Source organism: Micromonospora halotolerans (assembly GCF_032108445.1).
GTDB classification, from domain to species: domain Bacteria; phylum Actinomycetota; class Actinomycetes; order Mycobacteriales; family Micromonosporaceae; genus Micromonospora; species Micromonospora halotolerans.
The window spans coordinates 4,689,399-4,711,817 of sequence record NZ_CP134876.1; the positions used below are offsets into that span (position 1 = coordinate 4,689,399).

The window sequence follows — 22,419 nt, forward strand, 5'->3', positions numbered from 1 at the left end:
CGTCGGCGTGTCACGATCTAAGGGTGGACGCCGTGTTCTGGATCGTGCTGGGTGTGCTGCTGGCGGTCGCCGAGATCTTCACGACGACGCTCTTCCTGATCATGTTCGCGGCCGGGGCCTTCGCCGCCGCGGGGGCCGCCGCACTGGGCGCGCCCGTCGCGCTCCAGGCGCTGGTCTTCGCGGTGGTCTCCGCGCTGTCGGCGGCCCTGGTGCGGCCGGTCATCAAGCGGCACGCCATGCCGGCGCTGCAGAGCGGCGACCAGCCGTTCGGGGTCGAGGCGATCGAGGGGTCCAGCGCGGTGGTGCTGGAGCCGGTCGACGCCGACCGGGGCCTGGTCAAGATCGACGGTGAGCTGTGGACGGCCCGGTCGTACGACGCGACGCGCAGCTACGCGGCGGGCGAGCGGGTGCAGGTGATAAAGGTCCGGGGCGCGACCGCCCTGGTCTGGCAGGACGAGATTTCCACCCCGGGCGGACTGCCCGAAGGGAAAAGGTGAAGATATGGAGTTTGCAGCGATCGTCTTGATCGCCGTCGCCGTGATCGTCGTGGTGACGCTGGTGAAGGCGGTGCGGATCGTGCCGCAGCAGCGCCAGGACGTGGTGGAGCGGCTGGGCAAGTACAAGCGGACCTTGAACCCGGGCCTGAACCTGCTGGTGCCGTACATCGACGCGGTGCGGACCAAGGTCGACATGCGCGAGCAGGTGGTCAGCTTCCCGCCGCAGCCGGTGATCACCTCGGACAACCTCGTCGTCTCGATCGACACGGTGCTCTACTTCAAGGTGGTCGACTCGGTCCGCGCCACCTACGAGATCTCCAACTTCCTCCAGGCCATCGAGCAGCTCACCGTCACCACCCTGCGTAACGTGATCGGCTCGCTCGACCTGGAGCGCGCGCTGACCAGCCGCGAGGAGATCAACCGGCACCTCTCCGGGGTGCTGGACGAGACCACCGGCCGGTGGGGCATCAAGGTGACCCGGGTCGAGATCAAGGCGATCGAGCCGCCGCCGAGCATCCGCGACTCGATGGAGAAGCAGATGCGCGCCGAGCGGGACCGCCGCGCCGCCATCCTCAACGCCGAGGGCCACAAGCAGTCGCAGATCCTCACGGCCGAGGGCGAGAAGCAGGCCGCCGTGCTGCGTGCCGACGGTGACCGGCAGGCCCGGATCCTCCAGGCGGAGGGCCAGGCCAAGGCGATCCGGACGGTCTTCGACGCGATCCACCAGGCCAACCCGAGCCAGAAGGTGCTCGCCTACCAGTACCTCCAGGCCCTGCCGCAGATCGCCAACGGCACCGCCAACAAGGTCTGGATCGTCCCGACCGAGCTGACCAAGGCCCTGGAGGGCATGGGCGGCGCGCTCGGCGGGCTGGCCAACATGGTCGGCGACGTCCCGTCGCCGGAGGCCACCAAGAGCGCCAGCGAGGTGGAGCGCGAGGCCGCCGAGGCCGCGCGCGCCGCCGCCACGGCGGCTCAGGAGATCCACAACGAGGTACGCGTCGCCGAGGCCCAGGCCACCGGCGGCAACGCCCCGCAGGGGCTCCCGGCGCCCGAGCCGGTCTCCCCGCAGAGCCTGCTCAACGACCCGTCGGACCAGCGCGAACGGGGCTGAACCAGGGCCGTCGGCAAATCCGAGAATCGCTCATACGGCGCCCCGGCGCCTGCCACCATCGGTCTGAGGACGGGTGGTGACCAGGACCGGGGCGCCGTTGCGCGTCCCGCGCCGCCCGCACAGTGAGCGAGGTGGCGCATGAAGGATCCGGCGAACCGGCTGTTCTCCAGGACCCCCGTCCCGGGCGCGCACGATCCGGCCGGGCCGCTCGGCAGCCGGCGTACCGGAGGCGGGTTCGGGGTGCTGCCGTTCGTCTCCGAGCCCGGGCCTGCCGCCCCGGCCACGGACGCGAGCTGGGCCTGGTCGATCCGCCGGTTCGCCCGCGCGGCGGTCTGGCTGCTGCCCGCGTACGCGGTCCTCTACGGCCTGGTGGCGATGGCCAGCGACGGCGGGGTGGGCAACGACCCGTACCCGGCGGAGGGCCAGCCGGTCTACCTCGTGGGCTGGGTGGCCGCGGTCTGGCTCGGGCTGCTCGCCCTGCTGGCGCTGGCCGGCCTGCTCGCCGCCACCCGGTGCCGGCGGATCGCCCTCGTCGGGCTGCTGGCCAGCATCGGCGGGATGGTCCTGATGCTGCCCTTCGCCGGGCTGGCCGAGCAGGCGCCGGTCTTCGGCACCACCGCGCGCACCCTGGTCCTGGTGGGCGCCACCTTCTACAGCCTGGGCTGGTTCCTCACCGGCTGGTCGGTCGCCCGCTCCGGGATGTTCTCGTACGGGGACGGCGTCATGCTGATGATCGCCGCCCCGCTGCTGGGCCTGGGCGGCGCGCTGATCGGCTCGCTGCAGACCTTCGGCGCGATCTTCGTGCTGGTCGCCGGGATCGGCATCGGCTACCGATCCGGCCGCCTCGTCCCGGCCACGATCGCCCGCGACACCGTCGCGGCCAGCGTCGCGGCCACCCCCGCCCCACCCCCCAACGGCCCCCTGGCCGCCGGCTGACGGGTCCCACCACCCCGCTCGGTCGATCATGGGGTTGGCGGCACTCCAGGAGATCCACATCGCCGTCAACCTCATGATCGGCGGGTCACGGCGAGCTGGGAGGTTGCCGTGAGGTAACTGACAGTTGCCTGGCGGGGTGGCCGGTTGGTGGCATTCGCGGCAATCCTGGTGTCCATGCCGTCTCCCCGGTCGCCGCTGTCGCGGCTCTTCACGGTGCTCCTCGCCGGCGTGCTCGCCGGGCTCGTCCTCGCGGTCGCCGCACTTCCCGGCGGGCTGCTCGGCGGGCTCGCGGCCCAGGCCGGCCTGGGGGCGTACGCGGAGTTGCCCGACGCGCTGCGCACCCCCGCGCAGCCGCAGCGCTCCTACCTCTACGCCAACGACGGCAAGACCCTGATCACCACGTTCTACGACGTCAACCGCAGCGACGTCCCCCTCGCCGAGATCGCCCCGGTGATGCGGCAGGCGATCATCGCGGCCGAGGACCGCCGCTTCTACTCGCACGGCGGCGCCGACCTGCGCGGCATCGCCCGCGCCCTGGTGGCCAACGTCAAGGGCGGCGGCACCGAGCAGGGCGGCTCGACGCTGACCATGCAGTACGTCCGCAACGTGCTCAAGACCGACCCGACCCGCACCGCCGAGGAGCGGCAGGCCGCCACCGAGCAGACCGTCGGGCGCAAGCTCCAGGAGATCCGGTACGCGAACGCGCTGGAGAAGACGCTCAGCAAGGACGAGATCCTCAACCGCTACCTCAACATCGCGTACTTCGGCTCCGGCGCGTACGGCGTCGCGGCGGCCAGCCAGCGCTACTTCGGCAAGGCCCCGGCCGACCTGACCCTGGGCGAGGCGGCGCTGCTCGCCGGCCTGGTCCAGTCGCCCGACGAGTACAGCCCGATCGACGGCGACAAGGAGCAGGCGCTCGCCCGGCGGGGGTACGTCCTCGACTCGATGGCCGAGACCGGCGCGATCACCGCGCAGCAGGCCGCCGCGGCCGCGGCCGAGCCGCTGACCCTGCACCCGACCGCCCAGTCGAACGGCTGCACCGCGGTCGCCCAGGGCCACGACGACTGGGGCTTCTTCTGCGACTACCTGCGCCAGTGGTGGCTCGCCCAGCCGGCCTTCGGTAACACCGTCAAGGAGCGCGAGCAGGCGCTGCGCCGGGGCGGCTACCAGGTGGTCACCACGCTCGACCCGAAGATCCAGCAGACCGCCCAGAAGCAGGCCACCGCCGTCTACGGCTACGGCAACAAGCGCGCCCTGCCGATCGCCGCGGTCGAGCCGGGCACCGGCCGGGTGCTCGCCATGGCGGTCAACCGGCACTACAGCCTCGCCGACAACCCGGCCGGACAGGCCAACCACCCGAACACCGTCAACCCGCTGATCTCCGGCGGCGCCAGCGTCGACGGCTACCAGGCCGGCTCGACGTTCAAGCTGTTCACCATGCTCGCCGCCCTGGAGGCCGGCAAGCCGCTGGCCACCGGCTTCGACGCCCCGGCCAAGCTGCCCACCCGCTACGCCTCCGACGACGAGGGCAACTGCGCCGGCAGGTGGTGCCCGGCCAACGCCAACCCGGACTGGATGGACGGCTACCGGATGATGTGGGACGGCTTCGGCCGCTCCGTGAACACCTACTTCGTCTGGCTGGCCGAGCAGGTCGGCGAGGACAAGGTGGTGGAGATGGCGCAGCGGCTCGGCATCACCTTCCGGGCCGACTCCGACGCCGCCTTCGCCAAGGAGAACGCGGAGAACTGGGGCGCGTTCACCCTGGGCGTCGCGGCCACCACCCCGCTCGACCTGGCCAACGCGTACGCCACGGTGGCCGCCGAGGGCACCTACTGCACTCCGCTGCCGGTGGTGTCGGTGGCCGCGGCCAACGGCGAGAAGGTCGACGTCGGCCAGCCCTCCTGCCGGAAGGTGCTCGACGCCGACGTGGCCCGCGCGGCCACCGACGCGGCCCGGTGCCCAGTCGGCCAGCAGTCGGCGTACGGGCAGTGCAACGGCGGCACCGCCACCTCCGTGAACGGGATCGTCGACCGCCCGGTGGCCGGCAAGACCGGTAGCTCCGAGCAGAACGCCACCGAGACCTTCGTAGGGTTCACCCCGCAGGTGGCCGTGGCCGGCATCGCGGCCAATCCCGACGACGCCACCGACCTGGTCGGCTCGGCCGTGCAGGCCAAGGTGATCGACGCGGTCGCCCGGGTGATCCGGACGGCGGTGGACGGCAAGCCGGTCAAGGACTTCACGGCGCCGAGCCGCGAGCTGGCCGGCGACCCGCAGCGCCCGCAGCCGCGCCCCACCCCGCGTCCCGAGCAGCGCCGGCAGGACCGCGACAACCTTCCCTCGGACCTCCTCCGCTGGCTCCAGGGCCGCAACCGCGGCTGACCGGCAAGGAAGGGCTTCCTGCCAACGCCGCCGCTCCGGGCGACTTTTCCGAAAAAGTTCTCGGCCGCCGGTCGGATCCGGTCGGTCGGCTCCGACCCACCGGTGAGCGCGCCCGCCCGGGCGCCACCGGAAGCGGAGGACAGCATGCGCAAGCTCGTCTACTGGGTGCACCAGTCGGTCGACGGCTTCATCGAGGGGCCGAACGGGGAGTTCGACTGGGCGGACATGGGGCCGGAGCTGTCGGCGTACTCCATGGAGCTGACCGACCGGGCCGACGCCTTCCTCTACGGCCGCAAGGTGTGGGAGTTGATGTCCTGGTACTGGCCGCGCGCCGAGCAGATCTCCCAGGACCCCCACGACGTGGCGTTCGCTCCCGTCTGGGCCCGCACCCCGAAGATCGTCGTCTCGCGGACCCTGGAGAGCGCCGAGTACGGCGCCCGGGTCATCGGCCGCGACCTGGCCGCCGAGGTCGCCGAGCTGAAGGCGCAGCCGGGCCGGGACCTGCTGCTCACCGGCGGCTCCGGCGCGGCGGCCGCGCTGGGCGAGCTGGGGCTGGTCGACGAGTACCAGGTGGTGGTGCACCCGGTCGTGCTGGGCGGGGGCAGCCCCGTCTTCCCTGGCAAGGAGCGCCTCGGCCTGCGGCTGACCGGCACCCGGGCCTTCGACGGCCGGTCGGTGCTGCTGCGCTACGAGCGGGCGTGACTCCTCACCGTCCCCGGCGGCGGGGACGGTACGTGGCCAGGACCGAGGGCAGGCCGCGCCGGATGATCTCCGTCCGGTCGCTGTCCCCGCGCAGCACCGCGGCGGCCGTCTTGCGGGCCTGCTCGGCGGTGAAGTGCGGGGGCAGCATCAGCTCCGCCGGGTCGACGACCGCGTTCACCACCACCGGCCGGTCGGCGGTGAGCGCCCGCTGCCACAGGTCGGGCACCTGGTCGGGGGAGTCGACCAGCACCCCGTCGAGCCCCAGCACCTCGGCCCACCGGTGGTACGCCACGTCCGGCAGGTCCTGGCTCGCCGGGAACATCGGCGTCCCCTCGCCGGAGCGCTGCTCCCAGCTCACGAAGGACAGGTCGCGGTTGTTGAGCACCAGCACCACGAACCGCGGGTCCGCCCACTCCCGCCAGTACTTCGCCACGGTGATCAGCTCGTTGACCCCGTTCATCTGCATGGCACCGTCGCCGATCAGCGCGATCAGCGGGCGGTCCGGGTGGGCGAACTTCGCGCTGATGGCGTACGGCATCGCGCCGCCCATCGAGAGCAGGGTGCCGGAGAGGCTGGCCAGCATGCCGGGGCGGACCCGGATGTGGCGGGCGTACCAGGCGGTCGCCGTGCCGCAGTCCACCGCCAGCATGGCGTCGTCCGGCAGGGCGTCGTCCAGGGTCGCGAAGAGCAGCTGCGGGTTCACCGGGTCGGCCGCCTGCTCGGCCACCTCCCGCTGGGACTGCCGCCACTTCGCGGTGGCGTCGGCCAGGGTGGCCCGCCAGGCGGTCGGCACCGGCCCGGTGCCCAGCTCCCGCAGCAGCGCCCGCAGGGTCGGTGCGGCGTCCCCGGTCAGGTTCACCTCGGTCGGGTAGCGCAGCCCCATCCGGCTGCCGTCCAGGTCGATCTGCACGGCCCGGGCCGTGCCCTGCGGCGGATAGAACTCCGAGTACGGCATGTTGCTGCCCACGATCAGCAGCCGGTCGCACTCCTGCATGAGCTGCCAGCTCGGGCGGCTGCCCAGCAGGCCGATCGCGCCGGTCACCCAGGGCTCCCGGTGGTCGACTGCGGCGAAGCCGAGCAGGGCCGTGGCCACCCCGGCGCCGAGCCGGTCGGCGACCCGGCGGACCTCGTCCTCCGCGCCGAGGGCGCCCTGCCCGACCAGCATGGCGACCTTCTCGCCGCCGCGCAGCACCTCGGCCGCCCGGCGCACCTCCCCCTCCGGCGGCACGGTCGGCATGCTGCTGGGCACCGCGCTGGTGTGGTAGTAGCCGTGCGCGTGCGGCGGCTCCGGCACCGCCGGCTCGTCCTGCACGTCCGAGGGGAGCACCAGGGCGGTGACCGTACGCCGGGCCAGGGCGGTCCGGCAGGCCCGGTCGACCAGATGCCGCGCCTGCGACGGGTCGTCGAGCTGGGCCAGGAAGGCCGACGCCACGTCCTTGTAGAGGGCGAGCAGGTCGACCTCCTGGTAGTACCCGCCGCCCTCGGCGGGCAGCGCCGTGTGCCCGAGCAGGGCCACCACCGGCTGGTGGTCGAGCTTGGCGTCGTACAGGCCGTTGAGCACGTGGATCGCCCCGGGGCCGCTGGTCACCACCACGCACCCGAGCGGACCGCCGCCGTACTTGACGTGGGCGCTGGCCGCGAAGCCCGCCGTCTCCTCGTGCCGCACCTGGATGAACTCGGCGCGGCCGGCGGCGCGTTGCAGCGCCGAGGTCATGCCGTTGATGCCGTCTCCGGGGTAGCCGTAGTAGCGGTGCACGCCCCACTCGGCCAGCCGGGCCACGATGTAGTCGGCGACCGTGGCGTCCCGGGGCAGCCGGCCGTCGCCGGTGGGGTCCGCGCTCATCGTGGTGATCCCTTCGTCGCTGTCCGCTTTCCCCGGGCTCCGTTCCCCGCCCGGTACGGCGGAAACCCGGGCCGTGCCGGACCGGACGGGCCGACCAGGCAGAATCGTCCGGTGCCCGTCCACGAGATCACCGACCCCGACGACGACCGGATCGCCGACTACCGCGCGCTGACCGACGTGGAGCTGCGCACCCGCTGGGAGCCCCCGCACGGGCTGTTCATCGCCGAGGGGGAGCTGGTGCTGCGGCGGGCGCTGCGGGCCGGCTACCCGGCCCGGTCGTACCTGGTCGACGCCAAGCGGGTGGACCAGCTCGCCGACCTGGACACGGGCGACACCCCCGTCTACGCGGCCACCCAGGAGGTGCTGCAGCGGGCCACCGGCTTCCACGTGCACCGGGGCGTGCTCGCCTCGTTCCGCCGCAAGCCGCTGCCGTCCGCCGCCGAGGTGCTGGCCACCGCCCGCCGGGTGGTGATCCTGGAGGACGTCAACAACCACACCAACCTGGGCGCGATCTTCCGGGCCGTGGCGGCGCTCGGGGTGGACGCCGTGCTGCTCTCGCCGACCTGCGCCGACCCGCTCTACCGGCGCAGCGTCCGGGTCAGCATGGGCGAGGTCTTCGCCATCCCGTACGCGAAGCTGGAGCCCTGGCCGGACGCGCTCGGCCAGGTCCGGGCGGCGGGTTTCACGGTGCTGGCCATGACGCCCGCCCCGGACGCGGTGCCGATCCAGCGGCTGGACGCCGGGCAGCGGGCCCGCGCGGCCCTGCTCATGGGGGCCGAGGGCGCCGGCCTGACCGCGGCCGCCATGGGCGCCAGCGACGTGCGGGTGGTGATCCCCATGCGGCGCGGGGTGGACTCGCTCAACGTGGCCGCCGCCACCGCGGTCGCCTGCTGGGAGCTGGGCCGCGACGACCCGCTGTGAACGCCGGGGCCGCCCGGCACGCTCGGCATCGGCGGTGACGCAGGGTAGCGTGTCGCCCGTGTTCCCTACCGTCCGTGAGGTGCTCGCCCTGGTGCCGGTGCGCCACGGCGCGCCGCGCCTGGTCGCCGGGGACGCGGGCCTGGACCGGCCGGTGCGCTGGGTGCACGTGGCCGAGGTGCCGGACATCGCCACCCTGCTCGGCGGCGGCGAGCTGGTGCTCACCACCGGGATCGGGCTGCCCGCCGACGACGCCGGTCTGCGCGCGTTCATCGGCGACCTGGCCGACGTCGGGGTCTCCGGGCTGGTCGTGGAGCTGGGCCGGCGCTACGTCAGCGCGGTGCCCCGGGTGATGGCGGCCGCCGCCGAGCGGCGCGGGCTGCCCCTGGTCGAGCTGCGCCGGGCCACCCCGTTCGTGCGGATCACCGAGGCGGTGCACGCGCTGATCGTGGACGCCCAGCTCACCGAGCTGCGCGCCACCGAGGAGATCCACCAGCGGTTCACCGAGCTCTCCGTGGAGGGCGCCGAGCCGGCCGAGGTGGTCCGGCAGGCCGCCGAGCTGGCCGGCTGCCCGGTGGTGCTGGAGAACCTGTCCCGGCAGGTGCTCGCGTACGACCCGGCGGGAGAGAGCGCCGAGCTGCTGCTGGACGGCTGGGAGCAGCACTCCCGGGGGATCCGGCCGGCCGGGCGGACCGCGTACGACCCGGACAGCGGGTGGCTGGTGACCACCGTCGGCGCCCGGGGCCAGGACTGGGGACGGCTGCTGCTGCGCTGGCCGGCCGGCGTCGAGCTGACCACCCGCGGGCCGGCCCCGACGCGGGCCGGGGCGCACCGGGAACCGGTGGACACCGCCGGGGCGACCGACCTCACGACAGATTCCACCGGCGGCACCCCCGTTGACGGCGGGCCGGCACCGCACCGGGGTCCCGGGACGGACGTCACCCCGCCCACCCGGATCACCATCCTGATCGAGCGGGCCGCCTCCACCCTGGCCCTGGGCCGGCTGATCCGGCGCGACGCCGAGGGGCTGGAACGGCAGATCCACCGCACCCTGCTCACCGCCCTGATCGACCACTCCCGTCCGGTGGACGAGGTGGCGCTGCGCGCCAAGGCGCTCGGCGTGACCCTGGACCGCCGGCACCTGGTCGGCGTGGTGGTGCGGCACCGGGCCGACGACCCGGCCGAGGGCGGCGGGCCGGGCCCGGACACCGGCCCGGACGCCGGCCAGGCCCGGCTGCGCGACCTCGCCGAGGCGGTCGGCCAGGCGCTGCGCGAGGCCAAGCTCACCGCGCTGACCAGCGCCGTCGACGACCAGGCGGTCGGCGCGCTGCTGGCGCTGCCCGACCCGGCCGCCGAGGAGAAGGCGCTCGCCGCGTTCGCCGCCGCGCTGCGCCGGGTACGCCTCGACGCCGACCCGCCCCGGCCACCGGCGCCCCGCTCCGGCCGCCCCGGCGAACCGGCCGCCCGCGCGGTTCCCGGCGCCGCCGTGCGCGCCACCGACCCGGCGTCCCGCCCGCGCCCGGCCGGCCCGGCGTTGATCGTGGCGGCCGGTTCGGGGGTGGGCAGCCTGCGGGAGGCCCGCCGCTCGCTGGTGGAGGCCCGGCAGCTCGCCGAGGCGGCCCGCCGGGACCGGCGCGACCTGCCCTACTTCCGGCTGCCGCACGTCGGGCTGGCCGGCCTGCTGCACCTGCTCCGGGACGAGCCGCGCCTGCAGACCTTCGTCGAACGCGAACTGGGCGGTCTGCTGGCGTACGACGCCCAGCACCCGAGGGAGCAGCTGCTCGGCACCCTCCGGGCGTACCTGGAACAGGGCCGCAACAAGTCCGCGGCGGCCGCCGCGGCGCACCTGTCCCGGCCGGCCTTCTACGAGCGGCTGGCCCGCATCGGCCGCATCCTCGAGGTCGACCTCGACTCGGTGGAGGCCTGCCTCTCGCTCCACGTGGCCCTGCTGGCCCTCGACGCCGTCCGCACCCCCTGACGGCGCAGGGGTCAGGTCAGGGCCGTGAGGGCCTTGGCGTAGGGGGCCGGGACGTAGGTGGGGCCGCCGGGGGTGAAGACGTCCGAGGTGGCTGCCGTCGACCACGCCGTGGGCGGCACCGCGTCGACCAGGGCGCGGACCACCGGGGCGTCGCGCCACTGCTCCTGCTCGGCGAGCAGGCTCAGCGCGACCACCGACTCCTCCACCTCGCCGACGCACTCGAACGGCTTGTGCCCGTCGACGCCCAGCAGCTCCCGGTAGCCGGGAATCTGCGACTCGTCGGCCAGCAGGTCGCCGCCGAAGATCGCGGTGATCCGTTCCCGGGACATGAACGGGGCCATGGCCAGGAAGACGAACCGGCACTTCGGGCAGTCGCGGCACCAGCGCTCGCTCGGGTCGCGCAGCTTGAACGCGGCGTTGCAGCTGGTCACCACGGCGTCGTAGCGCTCGGTCTCGGCGAAGAGCCGGGCGATGTGCAGCTCGGACAGCGACCGCAGCAGCGAGAAGTACGGCTCGGTGAGCCCAACGTGCTCGGCCAGCGCGACCCGCAGCAGCCCCTCCGCCTCGACGCCCTTGGACCACTGGTGGTTGATCTCGTGGCCGTGCCAGACGAGGTTCGGGTCGGACGCCGAGCGCTCGTTGGACATCACCACCGGCCCGAGCCCGTGCAGCACGGCCGTGGCGACCGCGATGAGCGAGTTGATGGCGGTGACCGGGATGTGTCCGTTCAACGCGCCGGCCGCGTTGAGGTCGAACAGCACCGGGTCGATCCGCCGGCGCGCGGCGAGCGGCACCAGGTCGGACGCCTCGTTGACCGAGACGATGACGTGGTTCGGGTTGACCGAGAAGGGCACCGGGTCGAAGCCTGCCCGGCGCAACGCCTCCAGCGTGACGATGGAGTCCTTGCCACCGCCGACGGCCGACAGCGGCCGGCGGTCCGAGTCGTCGTACACCCGGGGCGGGGCGACCTCACCGGCCGGCACCTCGGGGCGCAGCTCCAGCACGTGCGGCAGCTGGTTGCGGTACGCGTACTCGGCGAGGCCCTTCGTGTAGACGGCGGTGACGAGGTCGGCGGCGGCCGCGCCCAGCGGCGCCGGCAGCACCAGCCGGGGCGGCGCGGCGGTCTTGTAGTAGCTGACCCCGGCGACCACGTGCAGCAGTTCGAGGACCCGGGCGAGGGTGGCCGCCGTCTCGTCGGACGCCGGCTCCGCCGGCAGGGGCAGGGTGACCACCTCGGTGAACCGCTGCTCACCGTCGGGGCCGGTCAGGGCGTAGTCGAACAACACCTCGCCCGTGGCGAAGTCGATCGAGTAGGACGGGAAGGTGAAGGCGTCCATCCGCCGCAGCTGCTCGTTGGGCACACGCCATACTAGGCCCTGGTTCGTCCGGCCGTGTCCGGCTGTGCCGGACCGCACCCGCCCACCCGCCGACCCGATCCCCGAGGAGAGCCCGTGCGCCTGTCTGATCTGCGCGGACGTCATGTCGCCGTCTGGGGCGCCGGCCGTGAGGGCCGGGCCGCGGTGATCGCGATCGCCGCGCACGGCCCGGCCGACCTGGTGGCCGTCGACGACAGCGCGAACTTCCTCACCCTGCCCTGGGAGGGCCCACTCGCCGCGGCCGCGCCGCTGGTCACCGGGGAGGACGGCTTCGCCCGGCTGGCCGCCGCCGACGTCGTGGTCCGCTCGCCGGGGGTGCCGAACACCCACCGGTGGATGGTGGAGCTGCGCCGCCGCGCCGTGCCGGTGACCCAGGGCAGTGCGCTCTGGATGGCCGACCACGCGGACCGGACCGTCGGGGTGACCGGCAGCAAGGGCAAGAGCACCACCTCCAGCCTGATCAGCCACCTGCTCACCGCGATGGACCGGCCGAACGTGTTCGGCGGCAACATCGGGGTGCCGCTGCTCGACCTGCCCGAGGCGGAGCTGTACGTGCTGGAGCTCTCCAGCTACCAGTGCGCCGACCTGACCGACTCGCCCCGGGTGGCGGTGGTGACCGCGCTGTTCCCCGAGCACCTCGACGCGCACGGCGGCGAGCGGGAGTACTACCGGGACAAGCTCAACCTGCTGGCGCACGGCCCGCACACCGTGGTGGTCAACGGCGCCGACCCGCGCCTGGCGCTCGAACTGGGCGACCGGGCGGCGGTCCGGGCCGGCTCGCCGGACGCCACCCACGTGGCCAGCGGCCCGGACGGCGCACCCTGGTTCCACCTGCGGGACACCCCGCTCTTCCCGCGCGCCGTGCTGCCCCTGGTCGGCCGGCACAACGAGGGCAACCTCTGCGTCGCCCTGGCGGTGCTCGACGCGCTCGGCGTCGACGTGGCGGCCCGCAAGGACAGCCTCGCCGTCGCGGTCGCCGGGTTCCAGGGCCTCGCCCACCGGCTCACCGAGATTCCCGACCCGTCCGGGCTCACCTTCGTCGACGACACGCTGGCCACCAGCCCGTACGCGGCCATGCACGCCATCGACGCGTACGAGGGGCGGCCGTTGACCGTCATCGTCGGCGGGACGGACCGGGGGTTGGACTACACCCCGCTGCGCGACCATCTGGCCGAGCGGGACCTCACCGTCATCGGCATCCCGGACAGCGGCCCCCGGATCGTCGAGGTCCTGGCCGGGCTGCCGGCGGTGCGCACCGAGATCGCCGAGGACCTGGTCGCCGCGGTGGGGCTGGCCCGCAAGCTGACCCCGGCGGGCGGGGTGGTGCTGCTGTCGCCGGCCGCGCCAAGCTACGGCCGGTTCCGCAACTTCGAGCACCGCTCGGAGGTGTTCGCGCAGGCGGTCGCCGACACCGTCCGCTGAGTCGGGCCGGCCGGGGCCTGGTCGGCGCCGGTCCACCGGACTAACGTCGTGATCATGGCGGTGACGGTGGACGTGGACCCGGAGCGGCTGGTGGTCCGGCTCAGCGGGGCCGACCGGTTCTGGGCGCTGACGGCGGGGGTCGCGGTGCCCACCGAGGCGGTCACGTCGGTCCGCCCGGTGTCCCGCGCGGAGGCGTACCGGCGGGGCTCCGGCTTCCGGTTGCCGGGCGCCTACTGGCCGGGGCTGATCATGGCGGGCCGCTACGTGTCCCGGTCCACCGGGCGGTCGTTCTGGTGCGTGCACCGCGCCGACGAGGTGCTGCTGGTGGAGCTGGCGGGGCAGACGTACGACCGGCTGGTCCTGGAGGTGGACGAGCCGGCGGAGGTGTCCCGGGCGATCGCCCGGGCCCGCTTCCGCTGACTCAGCCGTACCGGGCCACCAACCAGGTGCTGACCAAGTCCTCCGGGCCCAGCCTCTGCTTCGGCACGGCGTGCTTCTCCCCGACGTACTCGCCGGTGCGGGACACCAGCAGGACCGGCAGCCCCGCCGTCCACGTCAACTGACCACCCGGCCCCGCCGTGTGCCGGTCAGCCGGACGCGAGCGCCGCGTGCAGGGCGCGCATCGACCGGACCGCCGAGCGGACCTCCTGGAGGTAGCGCCCCGCCGTGATGGTGGGCTCCGGCACCGGGACCGGCGCGGCGAGCGCCGGGTCCACCCCGACCGTGTCGATCCCGCAGCCGAACGGCAGGGCGAGGGTGCGCAGCGCGTCGCAGTGCTGGAACGGGACGTAGATCGGTGCGGTCACCATGAGCACCGGGTCGCCGACCCGCAGCCGGACGTGCTCGGCCCAGAACCGCTGGGTGTCGGCGGTGTGCGCCCGGCGGAGGTCCGGCTCGCCGGAGGGGGCCGCCAGCACTCGGACCGGGGGCAGCCCGGCCGGCCGGTAGGTGCGCGAGGACCAGGCCCGGTGCGGGTGGTCCGCGGCCTCGCCGGTCTCCTCGCTCGGCGCGTCCACCCCGAACGCCAGGCGCACCCCGGCGTCCAGCACGTCGACCTCCGTGGCGCAGCCGGGCACCCCGACGTCGGCGAGCAGGCGGGACTCGGCCGGGGAGAGGGCCCGGAAGCTGCCCAGCACCGCCACCTCGCCGGACACCGCGGCGGCCGTCCGGGCCAGGTGTGCGGCGTACGCGGTGCGCCGCAGGCAGGCGTGCGCCAGGCCGCCGAGGACCAGCAGGTGCGCGTACCGGGGCAGGGTGGGCGGGAGGGACCGGACCAGGCCCAGCGCGGTCGCCGCGTCGTGCACGAGCCCGACCGTGACCGGGTCGAATGCCGGCTCCCGGGCGTCGGGGCGTTCCCGCCCGCCCCGGAAGTCCCAGTGCCGGGCGGAGAAGTCGTCCAGCCCGGCCAGCACCGCGCCCACGTCGCCGGCCGGCCAGTCGCCGCCGAAGTGCCCGACCAGGGCCCGCAGCGGGGGCGAGCCCACCCAGGCGCCGATGCCCGCCGCGAGTTCCGCCCGGGTCGTCCCCGCCGCGCCGGCCGGCAGCGCCACCTCCGTCGTCCGCACCCGGCGGATGCTACCGGCGGCGAGCGCGCGCCGACCGACCGTTGTGGATCGTGGCTACCCTGAGCGCACCGAGTGACCGGGGGTGGCCGATGGCGGGTGAGGCGACGCGACGGGCGCGGGGTCGGGCCGGCTCGGCGGAGAACCTGGTGCGGCTGGTCACGCACGCCGACCCGGTGGCCCTGGTGGGCATCACCCTGTCCATCCTGCTCTCCGTGACGCTCGACCTGACCAACGCGGCCACCGGGGTCGAGTCGCTGCTGGCCGGGCTGATGGGCATCACCATCTCGCTGGTGCTCGACTCGCTGGCCCGGGCCGAGCGCCGGTTCCACCTGCGGACGCTGCTGGACGGGCCGCCCTGGCTGGTCGGCGCCACCCCGCAGCTCGCCGGCGCGCTGCGCGAGGCGGCCGAGCGGCACGCCGGGACCCGGGTGGCGGCCGAGGCGCAGCGCCGCTTCGCGGCGTTCCGCCGGGAGGCCGAGCAGCTCGCCGCGGGCCGCATCGTCCGGCCCGGCGACGACGCCGAGGACCTGATCGGCGCCACCCGGGACTGCGTCCGGGAGCTGGTCGCGCTGACCAACGTGATGCCCCGGGTCAGCGGCGAGCTGAGCTGGTGGCGCGGTGACGTGGGCCGGCGCTACCGGGAGGCGAACCTCGCCGCCCTGGCCCGGGGCGTACGGATCACCCGGATCTTCACCTACGCCACCCTGACTCCCGAGCTGTCCGAGCTGGTCGAGACGCACCGGCGGGCCGGCGTGCGGGTGGGGCTGCTGCCGCTCGGCGGGGTCGGCGCGCACCTGCATGTCAACCTCGTGGTCTGGGACGGGTCGAGCTGCTGGGAGGGGAAGATGACCGCGCACGGCGAGATCAGCGAGCACGAGTTCTCCGTCCACCCGGCCGACGTGGAGCGGCTGACCCGGATCTTCCGGCTCTGCGCCGACACCGCCACGTTCCCGGGCTGACCGCCGTGACGTGGACCGCGGTGCTGCTGGTGACCGCCGTGGTCTGGGCGGTCAGCGTGATCCGCTCGGTCCGGGTACGCGCCTTCGTCTACAGCCTGCCGCTGCCGATGACCCTGGCCCTGGTCACCACCGGGCACCGGGTGGACGGGCCGCAGCTGCTCGGCGTGGTCGGCCTCAACCTCTTCTTCGTCACGGTGGCGGTCACCCACGGCCGGCTGCGCTGGCCGATCCTCCCGGCCGACCTGGCCGGCGTCGCGGTCTACGTGGCGCTCAGCGCCGGTGTGCTGGCGGTGCCGGTGCCGTTCGAGGCGGCGCTGGCCGGCACCGTGGCGCTCTGGGTGCTGACCCAGGTGCTGCTGCGCCGCCGGGCCGCCGGGGCGCCGGCCACAGAGCCGGCGGACGTCCGGCGCGACGGTCTCGCCGCGCCGGTCAAGCTGCTGGTGATCTTCGTCGGCGCGCTGTTCACCGGGCTGCTCGGCGGGCTGCTGCGCGGCATGGTGGTCACCTTCCCGTACTCCGGAGTGCTGGTCGCCGTCGAGGCCCGCCGGCAGCTCGCCGAGTTCAGCCGCCACTTCGCCCGCAACAGCCTGGCCCTGGTCGGCTTCCTCACCGCCCACCACTACCTGGAGGACACGTCGCCGGCCCTCGCCCTGGCCGCCGGCTGGGCCGCCTTCGCGCTGGTCGCCGCCGCCCTGCACCTGCCCCGCGCGGGTGCGCTGCTGCGGATCGAGTGGCCGAGGGACCGCCTGACCAGCGGAAAGGCGGGCAACGGCCGGATTTCGCTCCGGAAACCGCAGCGGAATGGTTGACGTGGTGTCAGGTGGACAGCCCCGCTGCGCTACACAGTGACAGTTGTCCCTGCCTCCGCGTGATGAGAGCGTGCGGGGACCAACCGCCGCTGAAGGGTGCGCCGATGACCTCCGACGACCTGCTGGCCCGGCACCGGGCCGTGCTCCCGTCCTGGATGCCGCTCTACTACGCCGAACCGCTCGAGCTGGTCTCCGGCTCCGGCCGCCGGGTGACCGACGCGGCCGGCCGCAGCTACCTGGACTTCTTCGGCGGCGTCCTGACCAACATGATCGGCTACGACATCCCGGAGATCCGGGAGGCGGTCGAACGGCAGCTGCGCACCGGCATCGTGCACAGCTCGACGCTCTACCTGATCCGGCAGCAGGTCGAGCTGGCCGAGAAGGTCGCCCGGCTCTCCGGCATCCCCGACGCCCGGGTCTTCTTCACCAACTCCGGCACCGAGGCCAACGAGGCGGCCCTGCTGGTCGCCACCAACCACCGCCGCTCGCACCAGATCCTCGCCGTGCGCAACAGCTACCACGGCCGGTCGTACGCGGCCATGGGCGCCACCGGCAACCGGGCCTGGTCCGCCAGCGCGCTCAACCCGCTCCAGGTGGCCTGGCTGCACTCCGGCGAGCGGCTGCGCGGCCTGCTGGCCCGGCTCGACGAGGGCGACCGGATCGACGCCGCGGTGGAGGACCTGCGCGAGGTGCTCGAAACCCAGACCGCCGGGGACGTGGCCTGCCTCATCGCCGAGCCGATCCAGGGCGTCGGCGGCTTCGTGCACGGCCCGGACGGGCTCTTCGCGGCCTGGAAGAAGGTGCTCGACGAGCACGGCATCCTGCTCATCTCCGACGAGGTGCAGACCGGCTGGGGCCGCACCGGCGAGCACTTCTGGGGCTACGAGGCGCACGGCGTCACCCCGGACCTGCTCACCTTCGCCAAGGGCATCGGCAACGGATTCGCGCTGGCCGGCGTGGTCGGCCGGGCCGACGTGCTGGAGGCGGTGCCGGCGATCAGCTTCTCCACCTTCGGCGGCAACCCGGTCTCCACGGCGGCCGGCAACGCCGTCCTGGACTACCTGCTCGACCACGACCTCCAGGCCAACGCGGCGCGGGTCGGCGCGATCCTCGGCGACGGCCTGCGCGCCGCCACCGCCGACCTGGACGCCGTCGCCGAGGTCCGCGGCAAGGGCCTCATGCTCGGCGTCGAGTTCGTCCGGCCGGGCACCACCGAGCCGGACCCGGCGCTCACCACCCGGGTCTTCGAGGCCTGTCGGGAGGGCGGCCTGCTCGTCGGCAAGGGCGGCCTGCACGGCAACGTGGTGCGGATGGGACCACCGCTGACCCTCACCGAGGACGAGGCCCGCGAGGGCCTGGCCATCCTGGTCGAGGCCATCCGCTCGTCGGTCGCCGCGGAGGTGACCGCATGACGCTCATCGGGCACTTCGTCGACGGGAAGCGGATCAGCGGGGACTCCGAGCGGCGCGGGGACGTCTTCGACCCGGCCACCGGGCGGCGTACCGGGCAGGTGGCGCTCGCGTCCGCCGCCGACGTGGCCGGCGCCGTCGAGGCCGCCGAGCGGGCCGCCCGGACCTGGCGGGACACCTCGCTGGCCAAGCGGACGGCCGTCATGTTCGCCTTCCGCGAGCTGGTCAACGCCCGGCGCGACCGGCTCGCCGAGGTGATCACCGCCGAGCACGGCAAGGTGCTCGCGGACGCCGCGGGCGAGGTGCAGCGCGGCCTGGAGGTGATCGAGTACGCCTGCGGCATTCCCTCCGCGCTGCGCGGCGGCTTCAGCGAGAACGTCTCCACCGAGGTCGACTCGTACAGCCTGCGGCAGCCGCTGGGCGTGGTGGCGGTGATCTCCCCGTTCAACTTCCCGGTGATGGTGCCGCTCTGGTTCGTGCCGGTCGCCGTCGCCTGCGGCAACGCCGTGGTGCTCAAGCCCAGCGAGAAGGACCCGAGCGCGGCGCTGCTGCTGGCCGAATGGTTCACCGAGGCCGGGCTGCCGGACGGCGTGCTGAACGTCGTCAACGGCGACAAGGAGGCGGTCGACGCCCTGCTCGACCACCCCGGCGTCAAGGCCGTGTCGTTCGTCGGCTCCACCCCGGTGGCCCGGTACGTGCACCAGCGCGGCTCGCTGGCCGGCAAGCGGGTGCAGGCGCTGGGCGGGGCGAAGAACCACATGGTGGTGCTCCCCGACGCCGACCTGGACCTGGCCGCCGACGCGGCGGTCAACGCCGGGTTCGGCTCGGCGGGGGAGCGGTGCATGGCGATCTCCGCCCTGGTCGCGGTCGAGCCGGTGGCCGACGCCCTGGTCGCCCGCATCGCCGAGCGGATGGGCCGGCTGCGCACCGGGGACGGCCGGCGCGGCTGCGACATGGGCCCGCTGGTCACCGCCGCGCACGCGCAGCGGGTCCGCTCCTACGTGGAGTCCGGCGTCGCGGCCGGCGCCGTGCCGGTGGTGGACGGGCGGGAGGTCACCCCGGACGGGGACGCCGACGGGTTCTGGCTGGGCCCGACCCTCTTCGACCACGTCACCCCGGAGATGTCGATCTACACCGACGAGATCTTCGGCCCGGTGCTCAGCGTGGTCCGGGTCGGCTCGTACGACGAGGCGGTCGAGCTGGTCAACGCCAACCCGTACGGCAACGGCACGGCGATCTTCACCAACGACGGCGGGGCCGCCCGGCGCTACCAGCACGAGGTGGAGGTCGGCATGGTCGGCGTCAACGTGCCGATCCCGGTGCCGATGGCCTACTACTCCTTCGGCGGCTGGAAGGCATCCCTCTTCGGTGACCTGCACGCGCACGGCGCCGACGGCGTCGCCTTCTTCACCCGGGGCAAGGTGGTCACCAGCCGCTGGCTCGACCCGCGCCACGGCGGGGTCAACCTCGGCTTCCCCACCCAGACCTGAGCAGCCGCAGCAGCCCCGCCCCGGCCAGGTACGCCACCAGCGCCGGGGCGGGCAGCCCCAGCGGCTCCGGCGCGGTCTTGCGGATGAGGCTGTTCAGGAGCAGCCCGGCGACGAGCCCCGCGTACCCGAGGACGGCCAGCGCGGTGCGGAGCCGGCGGGCGCCCTCGCGGGCCGGCCCGGTCGCGGGCGGGCGGCGGGTGCGGGCCTCGACCGGGCCGAACACGGCGACCAGCGCGGCCAGCACCACGGCGAGGGCGAGCAGCCAGGGGATCCGCCAGCCCCACCAGGCGGCCGAACCGACCGGGGGAGTGGGCAGCGCGCCGAGCGCGTCGAGCAGCCCGACCAGCAGCACGGCCCCGGTCAGGTGCCAGAGGAAGACGGTGAGCACCACGGCGTTCACCGCGATCACGGCCTGCCAGGGGCCGGACCGGCGCAGCCAGCGTCCGGCCGGCTCCCGCAGCAGCACGATCAGCCCGAGCTGGGCGGTGGCCACGGCCAGCAGAGCGAGGCTGGGAGGCGCCAGGTTGTCCAGGCGCTCGCCGGGCACGTTCAACATCGCCACCGGGTACGGCCCGACCACCGTGAGCAGGACCAGCGCGACCAGCCCGCCGGTGAGCAGGGCCGCCCCGGCGGTGCGGGAGAGCGGCAGCCGGCGCCGCCGCAGGCCGCGCGGCCCGGCGCCGGCCCGCCCCTGGGTGCGGGTGTCGTACCAGGCGAAGCCGAGCTGATGGACGGCCAGCCAGCCGAACAGGTAGTTCCCCGTCGCCAGCCCCGCCGGGCCCCAGATGCGGCCCAGGTCGCCAAGCGCCACCAGGCCGGCCAGCACGACGGGCACGGCGAGCCCGAAGCGGCGGTGCAGCGCGTACAGGGGCGGGGTCAGCGGCACCACCACCAGGTAGGCCACCAGGAACCACAGCGGGATGGTGGCGAACCAGACGACGGTGCGGACCTGCGTGGGGTCGGCGCCGCGCAGCGTGGCGACCGCGGCGCCGGCCGCCAGCACCACCAGCAGCGCGGTGGTCGGCCGGACCAGCCGGGCGCTCCGGTCGACCAGCCACCCCGTGGCGGTGCCCGCCCGCTGCCGGCGGGCGGCCAGGGAGGCGGCGTTGGCGTAGCCGCCGACCAGGAAGAACACCGGCATGACCTGGGCCACCCAGGTCAGCGGCCAGGCCCAGGGCAGGTCACCGAGGGCGGAGTGGCCGGTGGGGCGGCCGGCCCGGTCGTACCCGATGGCGGTCACGCCCCAGTGGCCGAGCACGACCATGGTGATGGCGAGTGCCCGGAGCAGGTCGACGTAGCGTTCCCGGGTGGCCGGCGTGCGCTCGGCGAGCTGCCGCAGGCGGCGCATGGGTCCAGGCTATGCCAGCGGCCACCGACCGGTATGGATAACGGTTCGGTCCTGAGGTCTTGTGATCCGCGCCGCGCTGCCGTAGAAATTCTTCAGCAACATCAAGTTAAGTGAAGACAAGCGACAGCTGACACCCAGAGCCTCGACGTCGCGGCCGCCGTTCCCCCAGACTTCGGCGGGCCGCGCGCACCCGAACCGAGGAGATGCGATGAACAGGCGTGAGATCCTCCAGCGCACCGCCGCCGCCGGACTGCTGGCCACCCCCGCCGCCGGCCTGCTCGCCGGCTGCGCCACCTCCGGTGGCGACGACGACAAGGGCAACTCCGGTGCCTACAAGGGCACCAAGAGCGAGCAGAACCCGCTCGGCGTCAAGGAGGACGCCCCGCTCGAGGTGGTGATCTTCAACGGCGGCTTCGGCGAGGAGTACGCCAAGGCCCACGAGGCCATGTACAAGGAGAAGTACCCGAAGGCGAAGATCAATCACTCGGCCACGCAGGAGATCAACAAGACTCTCCAGCCGCGCTTCGTCGACGGCACCCCACCGGACGTCGTGAACAACTCCGGCGCCGGCCAGATCGACTTCAACGGCCTGGTCAGCCAGAGCGCCATCGCCGACCTGGGCGACCTGCTCACCGCGCCCAGCCTGGACATCCCCGGCAAGTCGGTGAAGGACACCCTGCTCCCCGGCGCCGTCGAGGTCGGCTCGTACGACGGGAAGTTCCTGGTCCTCAACTACACGTACACCGCCTACGGCATCTGGTACTCCACCAAGACCTTCGCCGAGCGCAACTGGCAGTACGCGAAGACCTGGGACGAGCACATCGCCCTCTGCAAGCAGATCAAGGCCGCCGGCATCGCCCCCTGGACGTACGCGGGCAAGCACCCCCGCTACATGAGCTGGCCGCTGATCGCCACGGCGATCAAGTTCGGCGGGCCGTCGGTGGCGATGGCGATCGACAACCTCGAACCCAACGCCTGGAAGTCCGACGCCATGAAGGCGGCGGCCGACGCCTGGTACCAGATCGTCAAGGACAAGTACATCCTGGACGGTTCGCCGGGCCTGGACCACATCCAGTCGCAGACCGCCTGGTGCCAGGGCAAGGCCGCCTTCATCTCCTGCGGCTCCTGGCTGGAGAACGAGCAGGCGAAGGTGACCCCGGCCGGCTTCAACATGACCATCGCGCCGACCCCGAGCCTGGGCAGCGGGGACAAGCTGCCGTTCGAGGCGATCCGGGGCACCGCGGGCGAGCCGTTCATGGTGCCGTCGAAGGCGAAGAACGTCGCCGGTGGCCTGGAGTACTTCCGGATGATGCTCTCCAAGAAGGGCGCGCAGGACTTCACCAAGAAGGTCTCCAGCCTGACCGTGGTGGCCGGCGCGACCGACGGGGTCGAACTGCCGTTCGGCCTGACCACCGTGGTCAAGGCGCTGGAGGCGTCCGGCAGCAACGGCTTCAACTGGGTCTACAACAACTACTACCGCAAGCTCGAGCGCGAGCTGGTCGACGCCGCGTGCGGCGAGTTCTTCAGCGGCCGGAGCACGCCGGCCGAGTTCCTCGACCAGTGCCAGAAGGGCGCCGACTCGATCGCCCAGGACAGCTCGATCAAGAAGTACAAGCGGGCCGCGTGACATCCGGCCGGTGGGGGCGGCCCGTCCGTCCCCACCGGCCTGCCGCTGGG

The 22,419-nt window shown here is 73.9% G+C and carries 19 protein-coding genes; 14 read left to right on the forward strand and 5 right to left on the reverse strand.

Annotated features, from left to right (window positions below; all coding sequences use genetic code 11):
- Positions 1 to 23: 23 nt before the first annotated feature.
- From RMN56_RS22195 to RMN56_RS22215, 5 genes are all read left to right on the forward strand, one after another.
- Entirely contained in the window at positions 24 to 497 is a 474-nt protein-coding gene (locus RMN56_RS22195) for an NfeD family protein (RefSeq protein ID WP_313719444.1), read from the forward strand.
- A 4-nt stretch (positions 498 to 501) separates the two neighbouring features.
- The gene (locus RMN56_RS22200; protein WP_313719445.1) at positions 502 to 1,608 is read left to right on the forward strand and encodes an SPFH domain-containing protein; all 1,107 of its coding nucleotides are present in this window, start codon (positions 502 to 504) and stop codon (positions 1,606 to 1,608) included.
- Positions 1,609 to 1,746: 138 nt separating this feature from the next.
- On the forward strand, positions 1,747 to 2,544 hold the full coding sequence (locus RMN56_RS22205) for a hypothetical protein (RefSeq protein WP_313719446.1): 798 nt from the start codon (positions 1,747 to 1,749) through the stop codon (positions 2,542 to 2,544).
- A 174-nt stretch (positions 2,545 to 2,718) separates the two neighbouring features.
- Positions 2,719 to 4,923 (forward strand): transglycosylase domain-containing protein, encoded by a 2,205-nt coding sequence (locus RMN56_RS22210; RefSeq protein ID WP_313719447.1) that lies wholly within the window; start codon positions 2,719 to 2,721, stop codon positions 4,921 to 4,923.
- Between the two features lie 144 nt (positions 4,924 to 5,067).
- Complete coding sequence (locus RMN56_RS22215) at positions 5,068 to 5,625, forward strand: dihydrofolate reductase family protein (protein ID WP_313719448.1); 558 nt, start codon at positions 5,068 to 5,070, stop codon at positions 5,623 to 5,625.
- A gap of 4 nt (positions 5,626 to 5,629) precedes the next feature.
- Here the strand turns inward: RMN56_RS22215 and RMN56_RS22220 are convergent, their stop codons facing one another.
- Positions 5,630 to 7,468 (reverse strand): thiamine pyrophosphate-requiring protein, encoded by a 1,839-nt coding sequence (locus RMN56_RS22220; RefSeq protein ID WP_313719449.1) that lies wholly within the window; start codon positions 7,466 to 7,468, stop codon positions 5,630 to 5,632.
- Between the two features lie 111 nt (positions 7,469 to 7,579).
- Between RMN56_RS22220 and RMN56_RS22225 the strand changes: the two genes are divergently transcribed.
- Both RMN56_RS22225 and RMN56_RS22230 read left to right on the forward strand, forming a co-directional pair.
- Positions 7,580 to 8,389 carry a TrmH family RNA methyltransferase gene (locus RMN56_RS22225; protein WP_313719450.1) on the forward strand — a complete coding sequence of 270 codons (810 nt, stop codon included), beginning with the start codon at positions 7,580 to 7,582 and terminating at the stop codon, positions 8,387 to 8,389.
- Positions 8,390 to 8,447: 58 nt separating this feature from the next.
- Positions 8,448 to 10,364, forward strand: a complete 1,917-nt coding sequence (locus RMN56_RS22230; RefSeq protein WP_446685804.1) for a PucR family transcriptional regulator — start codon at positions 8,448 to 8,450, stop codon at positions 10,362 to 10,364.
- An 11-nt stretch (positions 10,365 to 10,375) separates the two neighbouring features.
- Here RMN56_RS22230 and RMN56_RS22235 read toward each other — a convergent pair whose 3' ends face one another.
- Positions 10,376 to 11,725 (reverse strand): MurL-like N-terminal domain-containing, encoded by a 1,350-nt coding sequence (locus RMN56_RS22235; protein ID WP_313719452.1) that lies wholly within the window; start codon positions 11,723 to 11,725, stop codon positions 10,376 to 10,378.
- 90 nt (positions 11,726 to 11,815) lie between these two features.
- On the opposite strand from RMN56_RS22235, the gene murD reads away from it, so the two are divergent.
- Both murD and RMN56_RS22245 read left to right on the forward strand, forming a co-directional pair.
- Positions 11,816 to 13,162, forward strand: a complete 1,347-nt coding sequence (gene murD, locus RMN56_RS22240) for a UDP-N-acetylmuramoyl-L-alanine--D-glutamate ligase (protein ID WP_313719453.1) — start codon at positions 11,816 to 11,818, stop codon at positions 13,160 to 13,162.
- A 54-nt stretch (positions 13,163 to 13,216) separates the two neighbouring features.
- Positions 13,217 to 13,582 carry a hypothetical protein gene (locus RMN56_RS22245; RefSeq protein WP_313719454.1) on the forward strand — a complete coding sequence of 122 codons (366 nt, stop codon included), beginning with the start codon at positions 13,217 to 13,219 and terminating at the stop codon, positions 13,580 to 13,582.
- Between the two features lies 1 nt (position 13,583).
- Here RMN56_RS22245 and RMN56_RS22250 read toward each other — a convergent pair whose 3' ends face one another.
- Positions 13,584 to 13,721 carry a hypothetical protein gene (locus tag RMN56_RS22250; RefSeq protein ID WP_313719455.1) on the reverse strand — a complete coding sequence of 46 codons (138 nt, stop codon included), beginning with the start codon at positions 13,719 to 13,721 and terminating at the stop codon, positions 13,584 to 13,586.
- A gap of 28 nt (positions 13,722 to 13,749) precedes the next feature.
- Positions 13,750 to 14,727: a hypothetical protein gene (locus RMN56_RS22255; RefSeq protein WP_313719456.1), complete on the reverse strand. Its 978-nt coding sequence runs from the start codon at positions 14,725 to 14,727 to the stop codon at positions 13,750 to 13,752.
- 89 nt (positions 14,728 to 14,816) lie between these two features.
- Between RMN56_RS22255 and RMN56_RS22260 the strand changes: the two genes are divergently transcribed.
- The 4 genes from RMN56_RS22260 to RMN56_RS22275 all read left to right on the forward strand — a co-directional run bounded on the left by RMN56_RS22260 (position 14,817) and on the right by RMN56_RS22275 (position 19,394).
- Positions 14,817 to 15,686, forward strand: coding sequence for a hypothetical protein (locus RMN56_RS22260; protein WP_313719457.1), 870 nt, complete (start codon positions 14,817 to 14,819; stop codon positions 15,684 to 15,686).
- A 5-nt stretch (positions 15,687 to 15,691) separates the two neighbouring features.
- Positions 15,692 to 16,495, forward strand: coding sequence for a hypothetical protein (locus RMN56_RS22265; protein WP_313719458.1), 804 nt, complete (start codon positions 15,692 to 15,694; stop codon positions 16,493 to 16,495).
- Positions 16,496 to 16,599: 104 nt separating this feature from the next.
- Entirely contained in the window at positions 16,600 to 17,907 is a 1,308-nt protein-coding gene (locus RMN56_RS22270) for an aspartate aminotransferase family protein (RefSeq protein WP_313719459.1), read from the forward strand.
- Positions 17,904 to 19,394: a CoA-acylating methylmalonate-semialdehyde dehydrogenase gene (locus tag RMN56_RS22275; RefSeq protein WP_313719460.1), complete on the forward strand. Its 1,491-nt coding sequence runs from the start codon at positions 17,904 to 17,906 to the stop codon at positions 19,392 to 19,394. Before RMN56_RS22270 ends, RMN56_RS22275 begins: the two co-directional genes overlap by 4 nt.
- Here the strand turns inward: RMN56_RS22275 and RMN56_RS22280 are convergent.
- The gene (locus RMN56_RS22280; protein WP_313719461.1) at positions 19,366 to 20,742 is read right to left on the reverse strand and encodes an acyltransferase family protein; all 1,377 of its coding nucleotides are present in this window, start codon (positions 20,740 to 20,742) and stop codon (positions 19,366 to 19,368) included. The genes RMN56_RS22275 and RMN56_RS22280 overlap by 29 nt on opposite strands.
- A gap of 208 nt (positions 20,743 to 20,950) precedes the next feature.
- Here RMN56_RS22280 and ngcE point away from each other — a divergent pair, with 208 nt between their 5' ends.
- Positions 20,951 to 22,369: an N-acetylglucosamine/diacetylchitobiose ABC transporter substrate-binding protein gene (ngcE, locus tag RMN56_RS22285; protein WP_313719462.1), complete on the forward strand. Its 1,419-nt coding sequence runs from the start codon at positions 20,951 to 20,953 to the stop codon at positions 22,367 to 22,369.
- The last annotated feature ends 50 nt before the right edge of the window (positions 22,370 to 22,419 follow it).